General features: G+C 69.4%; 1 protein-coding gene. It reads left to right on the forward strand.

Annotated features, from left to right (window positions below):
- Nucleotides 1–174: 174 nt before the first annotated feature.
- On the forward strand, nucleotides 175–1,113 hold the full coding sequence (locus tag AX690_RS05255) for an IS110 family transposase (RefSeq protein ID WP_066681533.1): 939 nt from the start codon (nucleotides 175–177) through the stop codon (nucleotides 1,111–1,113).

The raw sequence follows: 1,113 nt of genomic DNA on the forward strand, positions 1-1,113 counted from the left end.
CCTGTGTATTGCGATGTAGGTCAAGCGTTGGCTTGATGGTTGGCGGGCGTAGCTCGTTGGGTCCCTGGCCTTGAGGCCGAGATGCCGGCAAGGGCGCGTCCGCCAGTCAGATTTTCCGAACAGTCGCACGGGCGGGACGCGTTTGCGTTCGAGCTCGAACACAGGAGCGGAGCGATGACGCAGAGATGCGCGGCCGGCGTGGATGTCGGGCGTGATTGGCTGGACGTGGGGCTTGCCCCGTCCGGCAAGGTGTTCCGGACCGCCAACGGCCCGTCGGGGATCGAGGCGCTGGTGGCCCGGCTCAGAGGGGAAGGCGCGGGCAAGGTGGTGCTGGAGTCGATCGGGGGCTACGGCGCGCGGCTGGTGCGGCGTCTGGCCCAGGCTGGCTTCGAGGTCGGGGTGGTGGATCCCAAGCGGATCGCGGCCCTGCGGGTGGCCGAAGGCCGGCGCGCCAAGACCGACAGGCTGGACGCGAGCCTGATCGCGCGCTTCGCTCTTTTGATGCAGGACGCCGCTCGCCCCGTACCCGACGCCAAGGCCTTCGAGATCCGGGCCCTGTCCACGCGCCGCCGTCAGCTGGTGGAGATGGCGGCCATGGAGAAGGTCCGCCTTAAGCAAACCCTGGACGAGGCGGTCGCCGACAGTTGCCGCCAGGCGATCGCCTGGCTGGCGGCCGAACGCGCCAGGATCGAAGCCCGTCTAGAGGCCGAGCTTATGGCGACCCCGGACGGCCGCGCCCGCGACGTCCTCTTGCGGACCATTCCCGGCGTGGGTCCCGCTGTCAGCATGACCTTGCTCGCCGACCTGCCCGAGCTGGGAAGCCTGGACCGCAAGGCCGTCGGCAGCCTGGCTGGCCTGGCGCCCCACCCCAACCAGAGCGGAACCCGCCTTGGAGCCGCCCACATCGGCGGTGGCCGTCCTTGCGTGCGCGCGGCGCTCTACATGGCCGCCGTCTCCGCCGTCCGCTCCGACAACGGGTTTAGGCGCGAGTACCTGGCTATGCGCCACGCCGGAAAACCCGCCAAGGTCGCCCTCGTCGCCATCGCCAGGAAGATCGTCGTCGCCGCCAACGCCATGCTCAAATCAAACCAGCCCTGGCAAAAGCCCGATTGA

Source organism: Caulobacter sp. CCH9-E1 (assembly GCF_001556515.1).
Taxonomy (GTDB): Bacteria; Pseudomonadota; Alphaproteobacteria; order Caulobacterales; family Caulobacteraceae; genus Caulobacter.